This window comes from Pseudomonas sp. DF11 (assembly GCF_058148565.1).
The window spans coordinates 1151106-1168745 of record NZ_JBYVYN010000001.1; the positions used below are offsets into that span (position 1 = coordinate 1151106).

Annotated in this window: 15 protein-coding genes and 1 pseudogene; 4 read left to right on the forward strand and 12 right to left on the reverse strand. The window is 63.1% G+C overall.

The annotated features are described in order from the left end of the window. Positions 1-47 precede the first annotated feature (47 nt). From argE to AC30D9_RS04825, 11 genes are all read right to left on the reverse strand, one after another. Entirely contained in the window at positions 48-1205 is a 1158-nt protein-coding gene (gene argE / locus AC30D9_RS04775; RefSeq protein ID WP_134924915.1) for an acetylornithine deacetylase, read from the reverse strand. Beyond that, positions 1202-2356 (reverse strand): NAD(P)/FAD-dependent oxidoreductase, encoded by a 1155-nt coding sequence (locus AC30D9_RS04780; RefSeq protein WP_490143557.1) that lies wholly within the window; start codon positions 2354-2356, stop codon positions 1202-1204. Before AC30D9_RS04780 ends, argE begins: the two co-directional genes overlap by 4 nt. After that, positions 2353-3744, reverse strand: coding sequence for an FAD/NAD(P)-dependent oxidoreductase (locus tag AC30D9_RS04785; protein ID WP_307571815.1), 1392 nt, complete (start codon positions 3742-3744; stop codon positions 2353-2355). Before AC30D9_RS04785 ends, AC30D9_RS04780 begins: the two co-directional genes overlap by 4 nt. Then, positions 3726-4034 (reverse strand): (2Fe-2S)-binding protein, encoded by a 309-nt coding sequence (locus tag AC30D9_RS04790; RefSeq protein ID WP_490143558.1) that lies wholly within the window; start codon positions 4032-4034, stop codon positions 3726-3728. The genes AC30D9_RS04785 and AC30D9_RS04790 overlap by 19 nt, the downstream gene beginning before the upstream one ends. Then, positions 4031-5875: an ABC transporter ATP-binding protein gene (locus AC30D9_RS04795; protein ID WP_490143559.1), complete on the reverse strand. Its 1845-nt coding sequence runs from the start codon at positions 5873-5875 to the stop codon at positions 4031-4033. The genes AC30D9_RS04790 and AC30D9_RS04795 overlap by 4 nt, the downstream gene beginning before the upstream one ends. Before the next feature lies 1 nt (position 5876). Next, positions 5877-6752, reverse strand: coding sequence for an ABC transporter permease (locus AC30D9_RS04800; protein WP_116832813.1), 876 nt, complete (start codon positions 6750-6752; stop codon positions 5877-5879). Further along, positions 6749-7705, reverse strand: a complete 957-nt coding sequence (locus AC30D9_RS04805; protein ID WP_134924919.1) for an ABC transporter permease — start codon at positions 7703-7705, stop codon at positions 6749-6751. The genes AC30D9_RS04800 and AC30D9_RS04805 overlap by 4 nt, the downstream gene beginning before the upstream one ends. 43 nt (positions 7706-7748) lie before the next feature. After that, complete coding sequence (locus AC30D9_RS04810) at positions 7749-9392, reverse strand: ABC transporter substrate-binding protein (protein WP_307571813.1); 1644 nt, start codon at positions 9390-9392, stop codon at positions 7749-7751. 85 nt (positions 9393-9477) lie between these two features. Then, positions 9478-10752, reverse strand: a complete 1275-nt coding sequence (locus AC30D9_RS04815) for an NAD(P)/FAD-dependent oxidoreductase (RefSeq protein WP_307571812.1) — start codon at positions 10750-10752, stop codon at positions 9478-9480. 36 nt (positions 10753-10788) lie between these two features. Next, complete coding sequence (locus tag AC30D9_RS04820) at positions 10789-11457, reverse strand: haloacid dehalogenase type II (protein ID WP_134924921.1); 669 nt, start codon at positions 11455-11457, stop codon at positions 10789-10791. A 1405-nt stretch (positions 11458-12862) separates the two neighbouring features. Further along, complete coding sequence (locus AC30D9_RS04825) at positions 12863-13747, reverse strand: LysR family transcriptional regulator (RefSeq protein WP_490143560.1); 885 nt, start codon at positions 13745-13747, stop codon at positions 12863-12865. Between the two features lie 95 nt (positions 13748-13842). On the opposite strand from AC30D9_RS04825, the gene AC30D9_RS04830 reads away from it, so the two are divergent. The 4 genes and pseudogenes from AC30D9_RS04830 (at position 13843) to AC30D9_RS04845 (ending at position 17220) form a co-directional block, all read left to right on the forward strand. Next, positions 13843-14979, forward strand: coding sequence for a DSD1 family PLP-dependent enzyme (locus AC30D9_RS04830; protein ID WP_490143561.1), 1137 nt, complete (start codon positions 13843-13845; stop codon positions 14977-14979). Next, positions 14969-15367 carry a RidA family protein gene (locus AC30D9_RS04835; protein WP_307571808.1) on the forward strand — a complete coding sequence of 133 codons (399 nt, stop codon included), beginning with the start codon at positions 14969-14971 and terminating at the stop codon, positions 15365-15367. Before AC30D9_RS04830 ends, AC30D9_RS04835 begins: the two co-directional genes overlap by 11 nt. Before the next feature lie 29 nt (positions 15368-15396). Beyond that, a pseudogene (locus AC30D9_RS04840) lies at positions 15397-15594 on the forward strand (sarcosine oxidase subunit beta); the annotation flags it as partial. A gap of 177 nt (positions 15595-15771) precedes the next feature. Next, entirely contained in the window at positions 15772-17220 is a 1449-nt protein-coding gene (locus AC30D9_RS04845; protein WP_490143562.1) for an aldehyde dehydrogenase family protein, read from the forward strand. Positions 17221-17225: 5 nt separating this feature from the next. Here AC30D9_RS04845 and AC30D9_RS04850 read toward each other — a convergent pair whose 3' ends face one another. Continuing rightward, on the reverse strand, positions 17226-17618 hold the full coding sequence (locus AC30D9_RS04850) for a GFA family protein (RefSeq protein WP_490143563.1): 393 nt from the start codon (positions 17616-17618) through the stop codon (positions 17226-17228). Between the last annotated feature and the right edge of the window lie 22 nt (positions 17619-17640).

Consider the following 17640-nt stretch of genomic DNA (forward strand, 5'->3'; position numbering starts at 1 on the left):
TCCTGGGTGATCACAGATTCATGTACACCCACAAGAAAGCTATGGGCTTAGATTTTCAAGGAACCCAGCAACCCGTCCAGAAACCGCTCCCCCGCCTCCATCTGGCTGATTTCGATGAATTCGTCGGGCTTGTGCGCCTGTTCGATGGAGCCCGGGCCGCAGACCACCACGGGTACATCCAGGCGCTGCTTGAACAGGCCGCCTTCGGTGCCGAAAGAAACCTTGGCAGTGCCGGTGTCGGGGGCGGCGAAGTTTTTCAGGAAGCGCACCGCCTCGACGCTCGGATGGGTGTCAAGACCCGGGTAGACGTTCAGGGTTTCGATCTCGATGTCCGCGACGCTGGAGAGTTTCTTGGCTTCACGCACGATCGCTTCGGCCTGCTCACGCAGTTGTTCCAGGAACAAGTCCAGGTCATCGGCCGGCAAGTTGCGCACTTCGAAATCCAGGGTGCACAGGTTCGGCACGATGTTCAGCGCCTTGCCGCCGACGATCTGCCCGACATGCACGGTGCTGTAGGGCACGTCGTAATCCGCGTCCTGGGCGCCCTGCGCCTGCAATTGCTGTTGGCTCTGGCGCAACGCGGCAATGAAATCGCAGGCCACGTGAATCGCATTGACCGAGCGCGGCGCCAATGACGAATGCGCCTCCAGGCCACGGCAGTAAGTGCGATAGGAACCCTTGCCCTTGTGGCCAAGCACGAACTGCATGTTGGTCGGCTCGCCGATCACGCACAGAAACGGTCGCACTGGCGCCAGGTGCAGTACGTCGAGCAAGCGACGCACGCCGACGCAACCGATCTCCTCGTCGTGGGAGAGCGCCAGTTGCAGTGGCCGGTTCAAGGGATGGTCGGCGGCATCGAGCATGGCGTCGATGGCCAGTGCGATGAAACCCTTCATGTCGCAACTGCCACGCCCATAGACCCGCCCGTCCCGCACGGTCGCCTGGAACGCCGGGACGGTCCAGGCCTGCCCCGCCGCCGGCACCACGTCGGTGTGCCCGGACAGCAGGATCCCAGGCAATTCACGCGGGCCGGTGCTGGCGAACAGGTTGGCCTTCTTGCCGCTTTCATCCTTGACGACCAGCGACTCGATGCCCTTGCTCAGCAACAGCTCGCGCACGTATTCGATCAAGGCCAGGTTCGATTCTGATGAGACCGTTTCAAACGCCAGCAGGCGTTCGAAAATGGCTAGCACGCGGGGTTTCATGAGGCTTTGCTCCGTTGCTCGGCAGAAGGGGCGAACCGGCGAATGGAGAACGGCTCAATCGACGTGCTGGTGCTGCCGGTGCTGATCAGTTCAGCCATCACATCGCCGACGCCCGGGCCGAGCTGGAAGCCATGACCGCAGAAGCCGAAGGCATAGTACAAGCCGTCGACTTTGCCACTGGGGCCCATTACCGGCAGCGAATCGGGCAGGTAGCCTTCGATGCCGCTCCACACGCGAATGATGTTGAGATTGCCGACACCCGGCAGCAACCGGCGCATCTGGTCCAACTGGTTGAGGATGCTGCGCGGCTCGACATAGGCCCGGCGGTTGAGCATGTCCGGCTTGCTGCGATAGCCACCGCCAATGACGATATTGCCCCGGGGGATCTGGCGGAAATAGATCACCTCTTCGGGAATCTTGGTGTACACCCCGATCACCGTTGGCAAGGCATAAGGCACCGGTTCGGTGACCGCCATTTGTGGGCCGTTGGTCTCCAGGGGCACCGGCTCGCCGAACTGTGCCGAAAGCTTCTGGCCCCAGGCGCCTGCGGTAATCAACAGTCGGCCGGCGCTGAACTGGCGACCGTCGGTGGTGCTGATGCTGAATCCATCACCGACCTTCTGCACCTGCGCCACCTCAGTCCGTTCCTCGATGCGCGCACCGAGGCGTCGGGCCGCCCGGGCAAACGCCGGGGCCGCCAGGCGCGGGTTGGCGTGACCGTCGTGGGGTGCATAGGAGCCGCCCTTGACGTCCTTGCCGAGAAACGGAAAACGCGCATGCAGCTCGCTGCCGCGATAGATCTGCAAGTCCAGCTGCGCCGCCTCCGGTGCCGCCGCATAAGCTTCGAGCTCGGGGATTTCATCCTCGCGATAGCACACGCGCATATGCCCGCTGGCGATGAACTCCAGATCGTCGTCGATCAGCTCCGGCAGGCGTTTCCACAGTGCCCAGGAACGGTTCGCCAGTTCCAGTTGCCCGAGGAACCGCCCCTGGCGCCGCACATTGCCGAAATTCACGCCGCTGGCGTACTGACCGATCTGGTCACGCTCCAGCAGGATCACCGACTGCCCGCGCTGCCGCAGGAAAAACGCCGCGGCCGAGCCCATAAAGCCACCCCCGACGATTACTACGTCGGCTTTATTCAGCGTCATGGCGCTACCTCCCGAGTGAGCATCGAAAGCGGTTTGACCGGTGCCTGACCGCGCTGGCGTCCCACCTCCTGCACAGGGACACCCGCTGCCGCGGCAATCACTTCGGCACCGGCCTGGGAGCAATAGCGCCCCTGGCAACGGCCCATGCCGACCCGGCTGAAAGCCTTGGCCCGATTGACTTCGCAGGCGCCCTTTTCGCTGACCGTGCGACGCAGCTCGCCGGCGCTGATCATTTCGCAACGGCAGACGATGGCCTCGTCCGGCAAGGCCTTGGCTTGCGCGGCGGGCCAGGGAAACGCCTGGGCCAGGCCGAGGCGAAAGTCATCCATGACTTTAAGCGCCTGGCGCTGCTCGGCGACCTGTGCGGCGTCCACCGGCAGTTGCAGATCGCGCAACAACGCCAGGGCAACCAGGCGCCCGGCATGCTCGGCGGCATCGGCGCCACGGATCTTCGAACCATCGCCGGCGGCGTAGACGCCGCTGACCGAGGTCCGGCCCTCTTCGTCCACCTCCAACCACCATTGCCCTGAGGCCTCGTCGAAACGCATGCGACAACCTGCCAGGTCAGCCAGTTGGGTTTCCGGACGCAGGTGATAACCCAGCGCCACCGCGTCGCACGCCACCGTCAAGGTTTCTCCGTTCGCGGTGCGTACTCGTACGCCATTGACACCGGTGACTGCCTCACCAAGCACTTGCAGCGGCGAAATGCCCAGGTGCACCGGGATTTTCGCCCGATACAGCTGGGCCAGCAGCTTCATGCCGGTGAACAGCAATCCCGGGCGCGCCATAAGTTTGGGCAAGGCTTTGATCCGCAAGCCCAGGGGCGAGGTGTCCAGCACTGCGGCAACAGTGGCCCCGGCTTTGACGTATTGACTGGCAACGAGGTACAGCAACGGCCCGCTGCCCATGAACACCACGCGGTGGCCGATGGAAACCGCCTGGGCCTTGAGCGCAATCTGCGCCCCGCCGAGGCTGTAGGTGCCGCCCAGCTGCCAGCCTTCGATCGGCATGAGGCGGTCGGTGGCCCCCGTGCAAAGGATCAGCGCGTCATAGTCCACCGTTGTGTGCAGCCCCTGGCTGACGCAGCACAACTGCCCGGGCGTCAGGTTCCACGCCAGGGTGTCGGGACGGTAGTCGATCTGCGAGCGCAGGCGGTCGAAGCTTTCGTGCAGGTCCCGGGCCTTGTCCGCCTCGGTGCCGTACAGCGTCGTGTAGCTGCGGGTGAACCCTTCAGGTTGACGCCGGTAGATCTGCCCGCCATCGCGACGATTTTCGTCGATCAGGATCGGTTTGAAGCCCGCCGCCACCAAGGTCTGGGCACACCGGATGCCGGCAGGTCCGGCGCCGACAATGACGACTCGATGGGTGTTCAGCCGCGCAGTGGCCATATCGCCTCCGGTTGTTGAGTGATGATGTCCAGCCCTTCGCGTACTTCATTGGAGCAGGCCCGCAGGCGTTCGCCGCTGCGAGTCCAGACCCAGCAATCCTGGCAGGCACCCATCAGGCAGAAGCCAGCGCGGCTACCCGGATCGAATTCCGACTGGCGCAACGCCGGGCCATGGGTCAGCAACGCCACCATCAGCGTGTCGCCCTGCAACGCCTCGATGGGAACACCATCGACTGTCAATTTGACGATGGGCCGCTCCTGTTCGGCCAACCTCACGAAACGCGCATTCATGCGTAGGCTCCCACGATCATGCTGTTTGAATCCTGTTGGCTCTTGAGCAGCTCGGCGCTGTCGTGATGACAGAGCACTTCACTGCCGCCATCGATGGTTCGCCGAGGCGGCGCGCTGTGGTTGCACAGGCCATCGACCCGCACCGGGCAGCGATTGAGGAAGGTGCACAGGTCAGGCACCTCGGCTCGCGCCCCCAACGGCGGCAGTGTGCCGCAGGTCGTGGCGCCACAGGTTTCCAACCAGCCCTGGCGCAGCTCCGGCACCGAGTGGATCAGCAGGTCGGTGTAGGGATGGAATGGCGCCTGGGCGAACGATTGCCGGGGGCCCGCCTGGACCTTGTGGCCGCTGTACATCACCACGATGTCGTCGCACAACGCCCGTACCGTGGAGATGTCGTGGCTGATGAACAGGTAGGACACCCCCAGTTGCTGGCGCAGGTCGCGCAGCAGTTCAAGGATCGCCGCGCCGACCACGGTATCCAGCGCCGAGGTCACTTCATCGCAGAGAATCAGATCCGGTTTGGCCGCCAGCGCCCGGGCCAGGTTGACCCGTTGCTTCTGTCCGCCGGAGAGCTCGCTCGGGCGGCGCTCGGCCAGCTCCCGTGGCAGACGCACCAGGTCGAGCAACTCGCCGATACGCTCGCGCAGCGCCGCACCCTTGAGGCCAAAATACATCTTCAGCGGCCGGCTCAGGATGGTGCTGATGCTGTGCATCGGGTTCAGCGCGGTGTCGGCGTTCTGGAACACCATCTGGATACGCCGGAACTGTTCGTCCGTGCGTTCGGACAGGCTACCCCCCAGTGGCTGGCCATCGAAGGTCAGCCCGCCAAGGGCCGGGCTCAACAGCCCCGCCACCACCCGCGCCAGGGTCGATTTGCCTGAACCCGATTCGCCGATCACGCCGATGGCCTGGCCCCTGCGCACGGTCAGGTCGATGCCTTCCAGCACCCGGATCGCCGGCATGCCGTGCTGATCCTTGTTGCCGTAGCCGGCGGTCAAACCCTGGATGGTCAGCAGCGGCGTGTCTTCGGCCACACCGCAGGGCGGGCGAATCGTCGTATCCGGCCGCGCCGCCGCCAACAGGCTGCGGGTGTAGGCGTGGGCCGGGCCCTTGAGCAGCGGCGCAGTGGCGCTGTGTTCGAAGATCTGCCCGCCATTGAGCACCACGATCTGATCGGCCATCTGTGCCACGACGGCCAGGTCGTGGGAAACGTAGACCGCCGTCGCACCCCGCTCGCGCACCACACGCTTGAAGGCCCGCAGCACGTCGATCTGGGTGGTCACATCGAGGGCCGTGGTCGGCTCGTCGAGCACCACCAGCAGCGGGTCGCTGATCAGCGCCATGGCCGCCATCACCCGCTGCAACTGTCCACCGGAGACTTGATGGGGATAGCGCCGACCGATGCGCTCGGGGTTTGGCAGCGCCAGGTCGCGAAACAGTTCGATGGCCTTGGCTTCGAGCGCCGCCCGATTGCCCAAGCCATGGATCAACGCACCTTCCACCACTTGGTCGATGAGCCTCTTGGCCGGGTTGAACGCCGCCGCCGCGCTTTGGGCGATGTACGACACTCGGTTGCCACGCAGGCCTTGCAACTCGCCTTCGCTCAACGCCAGCATGTCGTGCTCGCCGATCTGCACCACGCCACCGGCCAGGCGGCAACCGCGCCGGGCATAACCGAGCAATGCCAGGGCGATGGTGGTCTTGCCGGAGCCGGACTCGCCAATCAGCGCCAGCACTTCACCTTTCTCCAGGGAGAAACTCACGCCCTTGACGATCTCCACCTCGCTGCGCTCGCCACAGGCGACTACGCGCAGGTTCTCGACTCGGATCAATTCGCTCATCTCAATGGCCTCCCGTACGTCGACTGCGCCGTGAAGACAGGCGGTCGATAAACAGATTGACGCCGATGGTCAGGGTGCCGATGGCCAGGGCCGGAATCACGATGGCCGGCGCGCCCTGATTTAGGCCGCCGATGTTTTCCCGCACCAGCGAACCCAGGTCGGCGTCCGGTGGTTGCACACCCAGACCGAGGAAGCTCATGCCGCTGAGCAGCAATACGATGAAGCCAAAACGCAGGCCCAGGTCAGCCAGTACCGGGTTGAGCATGTTCGGCAAAATTTCCACACAAGCGATGTACAGCCGCCGTTCGCCCCGGGTGCGGGCCACTTGCACGTATTCCAGAGCCTCGATGTTCACCGCCATGCTGCGCGCGATCCGGAACGCGCCCGGCGTGTAACTCAGCACGGCCGTACACACCAGCAACGTCACCGACGAACCGAACGCCGAGACCATGATCAACGCCAGCATCTTGCTCGGGATCGAAATGAAGGCGTCCATCAGGCGACTGATCAGCTCGTCCAGCCATTTCGGTGAAACCACCGACAGCAATGCGCAACTGGTCCCAAGACCACTGGACAACACTGCGGCTATCAATGCCAGGCCCACGGTGAACTGTGCGCCGACCAGAATCCGACTGAGCATGTCGCGGCCCAGGTAATCGGTGCCCAGCGGATAAGCGGCGCTGAGGCTGCCGAAAACCGTGTCGGAGACCACTTCGCCCACCGGATGCGGTGCCAGCCACGGGCCGAAGATCGCCACCAGCAACCAGGTTGCACACAGTGCGGCGCCGACCAGTCCAAGCCAGGACGAGCCGTGAGCATCTTTGCCCAACGCCAGAGCGACCGCCGCGGTCGGGGGTTTCACAATGGGATTGTTCATTGGTTTCTCAGCCTCGGGTTGGAAAGGATCGCGCACAGATCGGCAATCAGCACCAACGTCAGGTACGCCGTGCAAAACAGCATGGTGCAGGCCTGGACCAACGCCATGTCGCGGTTCGTCACGGCGTCGACCATCAGGCTGGCGATACCGGGATAGTTGAAAATCGTCTCGACGATCACCACCCCGCCCAGCAGGTAGGAGAGGCTCAAGGCGATGGCGTTGGCGATCGGCCCGATGGCGTTGGGCAAGGCGTGGCGCAGCACCACCCGTACCGGACTCACGCCTTTGAGACGGGCCATTTCCACGTAAGGACTGTCCAGTTGATCGATCACTGCCGCCCGGGTCATGCGCGCCATTTGCGCGACGATCACGCAGCACAGCGTCATGACCGGCAAGGCATAGGTGCGCATGAATTGCAGCGGCGAGGTGATCTCACTGGAATAGGACAGCGCGGAAAGCCAGCCCAGGTTCACCGCGAAGATCAGCACCGCCAGGGTGGCGACCAGAAATTCCGGCACGGCCACCATCATCAGGGTAAAGAAGCTCATGAAGCCATCGATGCGTCCACCTCGCCCCATCGCCGAACCGATGCCCAGGACCAGGGCCAGCGGCACCGATACCAGCGCCGTGGCGGCCGCCAGCATCAGCGTGCTGGGCACCCTGCCCGCCATCAGCTCGGTGACCGGGACGGCATTGGAGACCGACACGCCCAGGTCGCCGCTGAGCAGGCTGGTCAACCAGTGCAAGTAGCGCAACACACCCGGTTGGTCCAGGCCCATCTTCACCCGCAGGGCCGCCACTTGCTCAGGCGTGGCGAACTGTCCAAGGGACTGTTGCGCCGCGTCGCCCGGCAACACCGCCGTGATGGCGAACACCACCATCGAGACGATCAACAGGGTCACGACCGCCGCGCCCAGGCGTCGGCTGATCAACCACAGTGTGTTGCTATTCATCACCCTACCCCTCGTGCCATGTCACGTCGCAAGAGCGCGCTCATCACGCGTCGAGCCAGACTTGCTCAGCGAACATATAGCCCATGAAACCGCCCAGCGGGTTGGTGCCATAACCCTTGACGCGCTGGTCGACCCCGTCGATGTTGCTGATGAACACCGGGATGCCGATGCCGCTGTGTTCATGCACCAGGGTCTGCATGTCCGCGTACATCTTGCCGCGCTTGGCCTCGTCGGTTTCACCCCGGGCCTGTATCAGCAACTGGTCGAACTGTTCGTTTTTCCAGCCGGATTCGTTCCATGGCGCCGTGGACTGGAAGAACTGCGAGAACAGCATGTCGGCGTTGGGCCGGGGGTTGATGTTGCCGAAGCTCAGCGGGTGCTTGGCCCAGTGGTTGGACCAGTAGCCATCGCTGGGCAGGCGGTTGACGTTGAGCTTGAGCCCGGCCTCCTTGGCCGATTGCTGCAGCAACACGGCAACGTCGACCGAGCCGGTGGCGGCCGGCGAGCACATCACCGGCATGCTGATGTTTTCCATGCCGGCCTTCTTCAACAGGAAACGGGCCTTTTCCGGATCGTAGGTCCGCTGCGGCAGATCGGCGTTGTAGAAGCGTGCACCGGGGGCGATCGGGTGGTCGTTGCCGACCCTGGCGAAACCCCGGAAGATCGCCGACTTGACCTGTTCGCGGTCCAGCAGCAGCTTCATGGCCTCGGTGAACTCCGGGCTCTGGCCGGGCATCTGGTCCTGGCGAATGATCAGGTCGGTGTAGTTGCCCGATGGCGAATCCACCACGCGATGGGTAGTGCTGTCCTTGATGCGCGTGGTCGAGCGCGGGTTGACCTCGTTGATGATCTGCACATCGCCCGACAGCAATGCGTTGACCCGTGACGGCTCGTCACCGATACCGATGAATTCGATCTCGTCCAGGTACGGCAGGCCAGGCTTCCAGTAGTTGGTATTGCGTGCACCGATGGAACGCACCCCGGGCTTGAACTCCTTGACCTTGAACGGACCGGTGCCGATGCCCTGGCTGAAGTCGCTGGTGCCCTCGGGGACGATAAGCAGATGGGAAATGGCCAGGATCGAAGGCAACTCGGCATTCGGCCCGCTCAGGCGTATCTGCACTTCATGGGTACCGTTGGCCTTGACCTCGGCAAACTGCTCGGCCAGCGGCAAGACCTTGGAGCCGGTGATCGGGTCCTTGTGGCGCAGCAGGGAAAACACCACGTCGGCGGCGGTGAGGCCCTTGCCGTTGTGGAAGGTCACTTCCTTGCGCAGGGTAATCACCCAGAGCGTGGCGTCGGTGGTGTCGATGCGCTCGGCCAGTTCCAGTTGCGGCACCATGTGGCTGTCGAAGCGCGTCAAGCCGTTGTAGAACATGTAGTGGCGCACGTAGTCCGTGGACGATGAGCCTTTGGCCGGGTCCAGGGTATCGGCGGTGGAGCTGGAGATACCCGCCACGCGGATACGCCCGCCGGGCTTGCCTTTGCCGGGGGTTGCCTGTTCATCGGCCAGCAGCTTGCCGGCAGCGCCGAACAGACTGCCGGCACCGGCTGCGGCCACGCCCGCCAGCCCGAGCATTTGCAAGGCATGCCGACGTGACATGCCGCGATTGAGCCCTTCGAAAACACGCAGACTTTCTGTACCGGTGATCAACTGGTCTTTGATGCCGTTTTTATTGTCACTCATGTCAGTTCTACCTTTCGGAAAATGATAGGGCTCGATTGCGCACGATTAACGCAATGTGTTGAAACGCCAAACAACACCCTGCAACTCAGTGCAGGTAGTCCTGCAGGCGGTAGTACGCGCCTACCAGCGGCAGGAACCAGGGCTTGCCGAAGTGTCCGGGGATGGCTGGCCAGTCAAGCTCACGCCAAGGGTTGGCCTCGACCTTGCCGGCCATGACCTCGGCCATGACCTGCCCCATGTGCACCGACATCTGCACACCATGGCCGCTGTAGCCCATGGAGTGATAAACCCCGCCATGCTGGCCGGCCCGGGGCAGGCGATCGGACGTCATGTCCACCAGGCCGCCCCAGCAATAGTCGATCCGGGTGTTCGCCAACTGCGGGAACATCTGCACCATCGCCGCTTGCAGCACCTTGCCGCTCTTGGCGTCGGAAACGCTGTCGGACATGGCAAACCGCGCGCGGCCGCCAAACAGCAGGCGATTGTCCGGGGTCAGGCGAAAGTAGTTACCGATCATCCGGCTGGTGACATAAGAGCGCCGCGCCGGCAGCAAGCTGTCGATCAGCGCCTGGGGCAGTACCTCGGTGGCAACCACGAAACTGCCCACCGGTACGATCCGCCGCCGATACCAGCCCAGGCCGCCCTGCTGACAGGCGCCGGTCGCCAACAGGATCTGCGAGGCTTGCAGCGTTCCCTTGCTGGTGTTGACCCGATAACCGCCGGCACTGGCCTTCCAGTCCTGCACCGTCACCCCTTGGAAGATCAACGCACCGTGACGGGCAGCGGCTTCGGCCAGGCCGATGCCGAAACGCCCGACGTGCATCTGCACACCATTGCGCTGCAACAGGCCACCGTGAAACTGCGCCGAATTGACTTCCGCCCGCGTCTCCTGGGCCGACAGCAACTCGACCTCGGCATCGACTTCCTTGCGGATCAATTCGCAGGTGCGCGCCAACCCTTCGTAGTGCATCGGCTTGGCGGCCAGCTTGAGCTTGCCGTTGCGCTTGAGGTCGCAGGCAATCCCCTCCTGCTCCACCAGCGAGACCACGCTCTGCACGGCACTTTCATAGGCCTGGTAATACGCCCGTGCCTTGTCGGCGCCGAGGCTGGCGGTGAGCGCCGCGTAGTCCTGGGCCACGCCGGTACTGCAATGCCCGCCGTTGCGCCCTGACGCTTCGCCAAGCACCCTGCCCGCTTCCAGCACCGCCACGCTGGCCCCCTTCAAGGCCAAGGCCCGGGCCGCAGCCAGGCCGGTGAAGCCGCCACCGACGATGGCGACATCGACCTGCCCGGGCAATCCGCCGAGCTGGGCACCGGTGAACGCCGGTGCGGTGTCGAGCCAATAGGACTCACTGCCCATGTCTAACCCCTTTCGCCTTCAAGCGTGCGTCGAGACTCAGAGCCCGACCAGCGCGGCCAACCCGCCGATGTCCGGGATCTGGTGGTAGCCATACACGGCATTGGCCGGTTGTTCGTGACCACGGGCCACAAAGGCTTTGTTCTTGATCTTCATGTCGTGGGCCGACATCAGGTCGTAGCGAAAACTCGACGACACATGCAGGACATCCTCCGGCCCGCAGCCGAGGTTATCGAGCATGAATTCAAAGGCGGCCAGGCGCGGCTTGTAGACCTGGGCCTGCTGGGCGGTGAAGACTTTATGGAAAGGCGCGCCGAGCTTTTCGACGTTGGACATGATCTGCTCGTCCATCGCGTTGGAAAAAATCACCAGGGGGATCTTGTCGGCGATTTTCGACAGGCCCGCCGGTACATCGGCGTGGGGGCCCCAGGTTGGAACGGCGTCGTAATAGAGCTGGCCTTCGCCGCGATACTCGACGCCCCAACGCTTGCAGACCCGCATCAGAGAGGTCTTGATGATTTCATCATAGGGCCGCCATTCACCCATCACCTGGTCCAGGCGATAAGCGGAGAAATCCTTGACGAACTGGTCCATCTGCCCGGCATCGACACGGTCGGCGAACAGCTCGCGGGTCATGCTGCCCATCTGGAAATTGGTCAACGTGCCGTAGCAGTCGAAGGTGATGTACTTGGGTCGAAGAAAGCTCATGAGTGCGGTCCTGGATTGTTGTTGAAGACATGCCGAGGCAAACATTGATGCCGTTCGTGAAGCTTCGCTGCAACGCTGCATCACGTTTTCATTACAACACCATGAGACCGTGGATAAATCGTTAAAAATACCGGCTGCTTGGTACAAACCACCGTTTTGCAGGGCTCGCTCAGCAGACTTTGCGGGATGCTCCAGGCGTGGGCGCTGTGCCCGTGTTTCTGTGGGTTTGCGGGCAGTTATGGTGCGCCAAACGGGTCTGCAAAGGGTCGTTTGCGGCAGAATCTACGCCCGTCGCGAGCAGCTTCGGCATCTTTGTTCGATGGGCTGCCGCCATCGCGAGCAGGCTCGCTCCCACAGGGGATCTTGGGCGGTCGCATGATTGGTATCCACCACAAATCCCCTGTGGGAGCGGGCTTGCTCGCGAAAGCGGTGGAGCAGCTTGCAGTGATGTTGAATGTGCTGCTGTATTCGCGAGCACGCCCGCTTCCACATTGGTCTTGGGTTGGTCCGCAAGACCGGTATCCACCACAAATCCCCTGTGGGAGCGGGCTTGCTCGCGAAAGCGGTGGGGCAGCTTGCGGTGATGTTGAATGTGCTGCTGTATCCGCGAGCAAGCCCGCTTCCACATTGGTCTTGGGTTGGTCCGCAAGACCGGTATCCACCACAAATCCCCTGTGGGAGCGAGCCTGCTCGCGAAAGCGGTGGAGCAGCTTGCAGTGATGTTGAATGTGCTGCTGTATCCGCGAGCAAGCCCGCTCCCACATTAGTCTTGGGTTGGTCCGCAAGACCGGCATCCACCACAAATCCCCTGTGGGAGCGGGCTTGCTCGCGAAAGCGGTGGAGCAGCTTGCAGTGATGTTAAATGTGCTGCTGTATTCGCGAGCAAGCCCGCTCCCACATTAGTCTTGGGTTGGTCCGCAAGACCGGCATCCACCACAAATTCCCTGTGGGAGCGAGCCTGCTCGCGAAAGCGGTGGAGCAGCTTGCAATGATGTTGAATGTGCTGCTGTATCCGCGAGCAAGCCCGCTCCCACATTAGTCTTGGGTTGGTCCGCAAGACCGGCATCCACCACAAATTCCCTGTGGGAGCGGGCTTGCTCGCGAAAGCGGTGGGGCAGCTTGCAGTGATGTTGAATGTGCTGCTGTATCCGCGAGCAAGCCCGCTCCCACATTAGTCTTGGGTTGGTCCGCAAGACTGCTATCCACCACAAATCCCCTGTGGGAGCGGGCTTGCTCGCGAAAGCGGTAGGGCAGCTTGCAGTGATGTTGAATGTGCTGCTGTATCCGCGAGCAAGCCCGCTCCCACATTAGTCTTGGGTTGGTCCGCAAGACCGGTATCCACCACAAATTCCCTGTGGGAGCGAGCCTGCTCGCGATGGCGGTGGGTCTGTAAGGAACCTTTTGCTCAGGCTTTCAACTCAGCCTCAAGAAAGCTCACCAACGCCTGTACCCGCGCGCTGCGCAGTTTGCGCGAGGGCACCAGCAGGTTGATCGGGGCGCTGTCGAATTGCCAATCGGCAAGCACCCGCACCAGGCGGCCGTCGGCGATGGCTTTACTGACGTCCCACTGCGAACGCAGCACCAAGCCCAGGCCTTGCTCCGCCCAGCGCCGGGCCACGCTGCCGTCGTTGCTCAATAAAGCCGGTTTGATCCGCAGGGTCTTGCGCCCGTACTCATTACGCAGGTGCCACAGCGTGACATCTTCATCGTTCTCACGAATGCAAATGCAGCGGTGTTCGGCGAGTTGCTCAGGCGATGACGGCGTGCCGTGCTGCTCCAGGTACGCAGGACTCGCACATAACCACCGATCGTTCTGCGTAAGAGGCCGGGCAACCCAGAGGCTGTCGCTGAGGGTGCCGATGTGAATCACCGCGTCGCTGTCATGACGGTCGGGCCAGGGCGTTTCCCGCAGATCCAGATGCAGGCACAGCTGCGGATGCAACCTGGCAAAACGAGCCAATAGCGGCGCAATGTGTTGTCGTCCATACCCAAACGGCGCCGCCAGCCTGAGGGTGCCGACCAGCCGATCATCCTGCTGCTTGAAGGACTCGGGCAGTGCCTCCAATTGCTCCAGCAACAGCGCACTCTGCCGGGAAAAGCGCTCACCATCGGCGGTCAGGCTCAGGCGCCGGGCATCACGATTGGCCAGGGTCAGGCCGAGCAGCGCCTCCAGTTTGCGCAAGCGCATGGACAGTGCGGGCGGCGAAACATTGAGCGCCCTGGCGGCGGCGCTCAATGATTCGGAACGCGCCAGGGTCACGGCCATACGCAGGTCTTCGAGGCTGATCATTCAGTTCAACTTAATGATTGATGACACCACATTGAACCACGGCTTTACGATGACTGAGTAGAGTCGAGCCTGTCTTCAACCTCCGAGCCTTGCCCATGCCAGCCTCCATTGCCTCTCTCGACACCCCCGTCGCACTCATCGATGTGCCGCGAATGCAGCGCAATATCCAGCGTATGCAGCAACGCATGGACAACGTGGGTGTGCGCCTGCGTCCCCACATCAAGACCAGTAAATGCCTGCCGGTGGTCCAGGCGCAGATGGAGGCAGGCGCCAGCGGCGTCACGGTTTCCACCTTGAAGGAAGCCCAGCATTGTTTCGCCGCCGGCATCCAGGACATCTTTTATGCTGTCGCTATAGCGCCCGGCAAACTGCCCCAGGCCCTGGCACTCAGGCGCAACGGCTGTCGGCTGAGCCTTCTGACCGACAGTCTGGCCGCCGCCCAGGCGATCATCGATTTCGGCCAGCAGCACGACGAACGTTTCGAGGTCTGGATCGAGATCGATTGCGATGGCCATCGCTCCGGCCTGCGGGTCGAGGACGATGCCCTCATCGAGATCGCCCGCAGACTCAACGAAGGCGGCATGCAGCTGTGCGGCGTGATGACCCACGCCGGCTCCAGCTATGAACTCGACACCCCCCAGGCGCTGCAGGCCCTGGCCGAACAGGAACGCCACCTGTGCGTCAGCGCCGCCCAACGCATCCGCGCAGCCGGACTGGCCTGCCCGCAGGTCAGCATCGGCTCGACACCCACGGCATTGTCGGCGCTGAACCTGGAAGGCGTGACCGAGGTCCGCGCCGGCGTCTATGTGTTCTTCGACCTGATGATGCACAACATCGGCGTTTGCCGGGCGGATGAATTGGCGCTGAGCGTGCTGACCACCGTCATCGGCCATCAGCGGGACAAAGGCTGGATCATCACTGATGCCGGGTGGATGGCCATGAGTCGTGATCGAGGCACGCAACGTCAGCAGCGGGACTTCGGCTACGGACAGGTGTGCAGCGAAGCCAGCGACTGGATCGAAGGCGCCCTGCTCTCCAGCGCCAACCAGGAACACGGCATCATCACCCTTTCAAAGGGCGGGGACATCGATATCACCGAGCGTTTTCCCATTGGCAGTCGCCTGCGCATCTTGCCCAACCACGCCTGCGCCACCGGCGCACAGTTCCCTGATTACCGCGCCTGCGATGCCTCGGGCCAGGTGCATACCTGGAGTCGCCTGCATGGCTGGTGAGATCGAGTTGATTCACACAGACCAAGCCGCCGCGGCGGGCGGACACTACACCCAGGCGGTGTCGCACCAGGGGGTCTTGTATGTGTCCGGACAACTGCCGGTACGCGCCGATGGCAGCCACAGTGTCGACCAACCGTTCGAGGTACAAGCCGCCATCGCCCTGGACAACCTGATGGCGATTCTCCGCGCGGCAGGCCGTCGTCCCAGCGACCTGCTGAAAGTGACGGTCTATGTCGCCGGCATCGAACACTGGCCGGCTTTCGACCGGCTCTACGCCCGTTATCTGGGCGAACACCGGCCTGCGCGCGCGGTGGTGCCCGTGCCGGCGTTGCACCATGGGTACTTGATTGAAATCGAAGCGCTGGCGGGGAGTGAGAGCACATCATGAAACCAGAAAAAAGCATGTACTGATTATCGGCGGCGACACGGGCTGGAGCCGGCATCGGCGAACGCGCGGAAGTCACCAACGTCCATAAGGTGAACGGCGAATTCCACGTGACCACCACCGACGGCCGACTGTTCATTGCCGAGCAACTGATGATCACCGCTGGGGCCTTGGGGGCGAGGCTGGCCGGACAATTCGACGAAGCCGTGCCGTTGGACACTTTTTGGCCCTGAACCGACGCCTCTGTGTTTTTTGCGAAGTTAGCCCGGCAGATACAGCAGATTCTTCTTTGCCAGGCTTGAGAACGGCATATCCCATCAGGGCCGCTTTGTTAGTTTATCGAGAAGAAAAACGGCATCACGATCTGTTGCCGGCAGCGCTATCACCGCTCTATGGGAGCCCGTTGGATGACCACCCAATTCTCGAACGACACGCCTGCGTACCGGCAGTTTTATATCAATGGCGGTTGGCAGCCCCCGGCCCATCCGGCCACGCTGGCGGTGATTAATCCGGCTACCGAGGCGGTCATCACCGAAGTCGCCCAGGGCTCAAGCGAGGACGTTGAGCGGGCCGTGGCGGCGGCTCGCGCAGCGTTTCCCGGCTGGTCGGCAACTTCGGTGGATGCCCGCGTGGCGATCCTTGGAAAGATCCATGAACTGCTCCTTGAGCGCAAAGAGGCATTGGCCCAGGCACTCTCGCTGGAAATGGGCGCGGCCATCAGCTTCGCCCGGGCCATGCAAGTGCCGCTGGCAGCCGAGCACGTTCGGGTGGCCCGTGATGTGTTGTCCACCTATCGCTTCCAGAACGTCGAGAATGGTACCGCCATTCAACGCGAACCCATTGGCGTCTGCGGCCTCATCACGCCGTGGAACTGGCCGCTGTACCAAATCACCGCCAAAGTCGCCCCGGCGATTGCCGCCGGCTGCACAGTGGTGCTCAAACCCAGCGAATTGTCACCCCTGAGCGCCCTGCTCTTCGCCCAACTGGTGCATGACGCAGGCCTTCCGGCGGGTGTCTTCAACCTGGTGAACGGCAGCGGTGCCGAAGTCGGCGCGGCCATGGCGGCGCATCCCGACATCGACATGATCTCCATCACCGGCTCGAACCGCGCCGGAGCGCTGGTGGCCCAGGCCGCCGCCCCGACAGTGAAACGCGTGACGCAAGAGTTGGGCGGCAAGTCGCCGAACGTGCTGCTGCCCGACGCCGACTTCGCCAAGGCCGTGCCGCCGGGGGTGATGTCGGCGTTTCGCAACGTCGGCCAATCATGCAGCGCGCCAACCAGAATGATCGTGCCCAGGAACCGCTTGGCGGAAGTCGAGGCGTTGGCGGCCGCGACCGCCAACGCGATCATCGTGGGCGATCCGCAATTGGAAGAAACCGTGCTCGGGCCCATCGCCAACGAGGCCCAGTTCAATCGCGTGCAGGTCATGATCGAAGTGGGCTTGAACGAGGGCGCCAAGCTTGTCTGCGGTGGCCCGGGGCGGCCGGAGGGTTTTGAACAGGGCTTCTACACCCGCCCCACGGTTTTCTCACAGGTGGACAGCGCCATGCGCATCGCCCAGGAAGAAATCTTCGGCCCGGTGCTGTGCATCATCCCCTATGACACGGTGGATGAAGCCGTCGCCATCGCCAACGACACTGTCTATGGGCTGGGCGCTCATGTCCAGGGCCAGGACCTTGGACAGGCGCGCAGCGTTGCCTCACGTATTCGCTCCGGGCAAGTGCTGTTGAACTACCCGGCGTGGAACCCGATGGCGCCGTTTGGCGGCTACAAGCGCTCGGGCAATGGCCGTGAGTACGGGGTCCACGGGTTCGAGGAATATCTGGAGATCAAGGCGATTGTCGGCTTCGAGTGAGCGCCCTACTCCTCGAACCGCCCCGTGCCCTCGCGATCTTGGGCGTAGTGTCGGCTGAACGGAAACGCCGGCAGCCATGATTCGCGGCGCACGGTCCAGCTTTCGTAGGTGGGCATCAGTTGATCGGGGGCGTCCAGCGTGCCCAGGTTCACTTCAATTTCGTCGCCGGTACGGGCGAACACCGACGAGCCACAGCGCGGGCAGAAAAAGCGCCCGGCGTAATCCCGTGTTTCCCCCTCGATCGTCACCGCGTCCTGGGGGAACACCGCTGCGGCGTAGAAGAGTGCGCCGTGATGCTTGCGGCAGTCGAGGCAATGACAGAGGCCAACGCGATACGGGCGCCCCGAGGCCTCGATACGCACGTTGCCGCACAGGCAGCCGCCAGTGAATCGGTCCATGGTGTGTCTCCTCTAAAACCGG

Bases quoted from the DNA above. Each gene is read 5' to 3' on its own strand.
- AC30D9_RS04785 (WP_307571815.1), bottom strand. From the start codon at position 3,744: ATGGCCACTGCGCGGCTGAACACCCATCGAGTCGTCATTGTCGGCGCC.
- AC30D9_RS04835 (WP_307571808.1), top strand. From the start codon at position 14,969: ATGGCTGGTGAGATCGAGTTGATTCACACAGACCAAGCCGCCGCGGCG.
- AC30D9_RS04800 (WP_116832813.1), bottom strand. From the start codon at position 6,752: ATGAACAATCCCATTGTGAAACCCCCGACCGCGGCGGTCGCTCTGGCG.
- AC30D9_RS04815 (WP_307571812.1), bottom strand. From the start codon at position 10,752: ATGGGCAGTGAGTCCTATTGGCTCGACACCGCACCGGCGTTCACCGGT.
- AC30D9_RS04805 (WP_134924919.1), bottom strand. From the start codon at position 7,705: ATGAATAGCAACACACTGTGGTTGATCAGCCGACGCCTGGGCGCGGCG.
- AC30D9_RS04780 (WP_490143557.1), bottom strand. From the start codon at position 2,356: ATGACGCTGAATAAAGCCGACGTAGTAATCGTCGGGGGTGGCTTTATG.
- argE (WP_134924915.1), bottom strand. From the start codon at position 1,205: ATGAAACCCCGCGTGCTAGCCATTTTCGAACGCCTGCTGGCGTTTGAA.
- AC30D9_RS04845 (WP_490143562.1), top strand. From the start codon at position 15,772: ATGACCACCCAATTCTCGAACGACACGCCTGCGTACCGGCAGTTTTAT.
- AC30D9_RS04830 (WP_490143561.1), top strand. From the start codon at position 13,843: ATGCCAGCCTCCATTGCCTCTCTCGACACCCCCGTCGCACTCATCGAT.
- AC30D9_RS04820 (WP_134924921.1), bottom strand. From the start codon at position 11,457: ATGAGCTTTCTTCGACCCAAGTACATCACCTTCGACTGCTACGGCACG.
- AC30D9_RS04795 (WP_490143559.1), bottom strand. From the start codon at position 5,875: ATGAGCGAATTGATCCGAGTCGAGAACCTGCGCGTAGTCGCCTGTGGC.
- AC30D9_RS04790 (WP_490143558.1), bottom strand. From the start codon at position 4,034: ATGAATGCGCGTTTCGTGAGGTTGGCCGAACAGGAGCGGCCCATCGTC.
- AC30D9_RS04810 (WP_307571813.1), bottom strand. From the start codon at position 9,392: ATGAGTGACAATAAAAACGGCATCAAAGACCAGTTGATCACCGGTACA.
- AC30D9_RS04850 (WP_490143563.1), bottom strand. From the start codon at position 17,618: ATGGACCGATTCACTGGCGGCTGCCTGTGCGGCAACGTGCGTATCGAG.
- AC30D9_RS04825 (WP_490143560.1), bottom strand. From the start codon at position 13,747: ATGATCAGCCTCGAAGACCTGCGTATGGCCGTGACCCTGGCGCGTTCC.